Raw genomic sequence first — 3,319 nt, 5'->3', positions numbered from 1 at the left:
CCGATGCCGGCGGCGACGCCGGCCACCATCATGAAGATGCCGAGGACGAGCCCGGTGACCGCCGCCCAGCGTCCCGATCGCTGCCCGTCCTTGGTGCGTACGATGCCGGCGATCCCCAGCCCGATGCCGACCGGGGCGGCACAGCAGGTCAGCGAGCAGATCAGGGCCGCGATCGAGATGCCGTCAGACGGCGTCGAAGCACGATAGGGACTGCCGTACGGGTTGCCGTGCGGGCTGCTGTACGGGTTGCCGTACGGATTGCCGTCGGGGTTGCTGGGGGTCGGCGCCGAACCACCCGCCGGCGGCTCGTACTGGGGAAAGCCGCCGTACGGGTCGGTCACCTGATCAGAGCAGCGGCTTGTCGAGCTTGTCGTCCGGGTGGACGTAGCAGACCAGGGTGTCGCCGACGGAGACGTCGTTCGGGTCCTCGATCACCGCGTCGATGTCGGCGAGGTGCGGGGTGAGCTTCGCCAGGTCCTCCGGGTCGATCGCCTCGACGCAGTACGTCGTCATGCCGGTCTCGATCGCTTCCAGGTTGTCGTCGTCGACCTTCGCGACTCCGACGATCTCGGCGTCGTGCGACTCGGTGCACTCCTTCTTGTAGAGGAAGATCGAGCCGTCCTCCTCCTTGATGTTCACGCACTGCCCGACCTCGGCGTTCGCGGGCGTGACGACCTTGTCGGCGAAGATCGCGATGGCGGCGATGCCGACACCGGTGGCGATGCTCATCAGGATGCCGATGATGATCGCGGCGATCGCGATGCCACGGCCCTTGCGCTTGCCGCCCTTGGTGCGGGACAGGCCCACGAAGCCGAGGATCACGCCGACGGGTGCGAAGCAGCACAGGAAGCTGACGACCAGGGCCGCGATCGACAGGCCGTCGGTCTTCGGCGGCAGCCCTTCGGAGCCGCCGGGGAAGCCACCCTGCGGCGGGCCGTAGCCGCCACCGTAGCCGCCACCCTGCGGGGCGCCGTAGGGGTTCGGCTGTCCGCCGGGGGTCTGGCCGCCAGGGTTCTGGCCGTACGGGTTGTTGCCGTAGGGATCGCTCACCCGCACACCCTAATGGGGAACGATGGTGGGGTGCTTCACATTGCCGACTCCGACCGACGCCGTCGTCTCGCGGTCCGCCACGGCCTCGCCACGGGCCTTGCTTCGGTGGCGGCGGCCACCGACTCGATGACGGTGCTGCACGCGACGGAGGCGGCCACCGTCCACCTCGCCCTGTGGGCGCGGGTCGAGGACGTCACCGTGGCTGACGTCGATGCCGCGTTGTACGACGACCGGACGCTGGTCAAGCAGCTGGCGATGCGGCGCACCCTGTTCGTCTTCCCGCGGGACCTGTTGCCGGCCACGTGGGGGAGCGCGTCGGCCAGGGTCGCCGGGCAGCAGCGTGCCCAGCTCGCGAAGAACGTCGCCGCGGCGGGACTCGCCGAGGGGCCCGACCAGGTGGCGGGCTGGATCGACGACGCGGCGGCCGCCGTACTCGCGGTCCTTGCCGACGGGCGACCGCGCACGACGCGGGAGGTGCGCGACCTGGTGCCGGTCCTCGACGGCCGGATCAAGATCGGGGCGCCGGAGAAGAAGTGGGGTGGCGACTTCCCCGTCGGTGCGTGGGTGATGACGATGCTCGGCGCGGAAGGACGCGTCGTGCGGGCGACGAACGCCGGGCACTGGCGGCTGAACAAGCCGACCTGGACGATGACCCGGACCTGGCTGGGCGCCGATGCCGAGGCGCTGCCGGAGCGTGAGGGGTATGCGGTGCTGGTCCGGCGCTGGCTGGCCACCTTCGGACCCGGCACGGAGAACGACGTCGTGTGGTGGCTGGGTGCGACCAAGACGATCGTGCGCCGCGCCCTCGCCGATGTCGGTGCCGTCGAGGTCGGGCTCGACGGGGGAGCGACCGGGTGGGTGCTGCCCGACGACACCGACCCGGCCGAGCCGGTCGAACCGTGGGCCGCGTTGCTCCCGACACTCGATCCGACCGTGATGGGGTGGAAGGAGCGGGCCTTCTACCTGGATCCCGCGGACACGCCGTACCTCTTCGACAGCAACGGCAACGCCGGCAACACCGCGTGGTGGGACGGCCGGATCGTGGGGTGCTGGGTGCAGGACGACGACGCGTGCGTGCACCTGGTGCTGCGCGAGGACGTCGGCGCGAAGGCGCGCACGGCACTCGAGGTGGAAGCCGAGCGGCTCACCAGCTGGCTGGACGGCGTCCGGATCACCAACGTGTATGCCTCGCCGCAGATGCGCGGCGCGGTCCTGCCCTGACCTACGATCAATCCCCGTGAGTCGTCAGCAACCCGAGCAGCAGGCACCCCCGGTCCAGAAGGTGCGGATCAGGTACGCCAAGCGCGGCCGGTTGCGCTTCACCAGCCACCGCGACGTCAGCCGCGCGATCGAGCGCGCCGTGGTCCGTGCAGCGATCCCGATGGCCTACTCGTCCGGGTTCCACCCGCACCCCCGCATCTCGTACGCGGGCGCCGCGCCGACCGGTTCGGCCAGTGAGTCGGAGTACGTCGAGCTCGGCCTCTCCATGGCCCGCGACCCCCAGGACATCGGCCGGGAGCTCGACGCGGTCCTGCCGGAGGGACTGGACGTCGTCACGGCTGTCGACGGTGCGCACACCCTCCCGGGATCGTTGTCGGACCTGCTCACCGCCAGCCACTGGCAGATCGACCTGCCGGAGGCGCCCGAGGACCTCGCCGGCGCCGTCGCGGCCTTCCTCGCCACCGAGTCGGTGCTCGTCGAGCGGATGACCAAGAAGGGCCTGCGCAGCTTCGACTGCCGCGCGGCCGTGGTCCGCCTGGAGGTCACCGCCGAGGGCGGTCTCGACCTGGTGCTCGAGCACTCCGTACCCGCCGTACGACCGGACGACCTGCTCACCGGACTGGCCCAGGTGGCCGGCTTCGACACCCCTCCGACGGTCCTGCTCACGCGGGTCGCCCAGGGACTGCTCGACCGGGAGACCGGCACGATCAGCGACCCGCTCGCACCTCGTTGATACCTCCCGGGTGAACCCTGTGTGCGATACTCGCCACAGGATCCACCCCGTGCGCGTCCTACAGGAGAGCGCAGGGAGATCTGACGACGTTCTCGCCGCCCGGTAGGTGTGACTGCCGGACGGCACGGTGGAGATCAGACCCCGCCCGACGCGACGCACAAGGCGACCGCGGCAGGTGAAGGTCCGAATTCCAGTGACGCTGTGCGGAGGGTGTCGTCCCACGAAGGCTTACGACACGACCCCCGGGTGCGTGTCGATGACACCCCGGGACGCGGAAGCGGGCCCGGGTGAGGAGTACCGCAATGACGGACGCGC

General features: G+C 70.6%; 4 protein-coding genes. 2 read left to right on the top strand and 2 right to left on the bottom strand.

The window, feature by feature from the left end; all coding sequences use genetic code 11:
• Together ACOADB_RS24245 and ACOADB_RS24240 are read right to left on the bottom strand one after the other, a co-directional pair.
• On the bottom strand, positions 1-341 hold a 341-nt coding region (locus tag ACOADB_RS24245), incomplete at its 3' end, for a DUF4190 domain-containing protein (RefSeq protein WP_378604836.1).
• A 4-nt stretch (positions 342-345) separates the two neighbouring features.
• Positions 346-1,050, bottom strand: a complete 705-nt coding sequence (locus tag ACOADB_RS24240) for a DUF4190 domain-containing protein (protein ID WP_378604833.1) — start codon at positions 1,048-1,050, stop codon at positions 346-348.
• 30 nt (positions 1,051-1,080) lie between these two features.
• Here ACOADB_RS24240 and ACOADB_RS24235 point away from each other — a divergent pair, with 30 nt between their 5' ends.
• Positions 1,081-2,271, top strand: a complete 1,191-nt coding sequence (locus ACOADB_RS24235) for a winged helix DNA-binding domain-containing protein (protein WP_378604830.1) — start codon at positions 1,081-1,083, stop codon at positions 2,269-2,271.
• A 16-nt stretch (positions 2,272-2,287) separates the two neighbouring features.
• A complete protein-coding gene (locus ACOADB_RS24230) occupies positions 2,288-3,004 on the top strand; it encodes a TIGR03936 family radical SAM-associated protein (RefSeq protein WP_378604827.1) in 717 nt (238 codons plus the stop codon).
• Positions 3,005-3,319 lie beyond the last annotated feature (315 nt).

It is taken from the genome of Nocardioides sp. CPCC 206348, from assembly GCF_048654705.1.
Lineage (GTDB): Bacteria > Actinomycetota > Actinomycetes > Propionibacteriales > Nocardioidaceae > Nocardioides.
The sequence above is the reverse complement of the archived record's forward strand: the minus strand, read 5'-3'. Positions and strand labels throughout refer to the sequence as shown.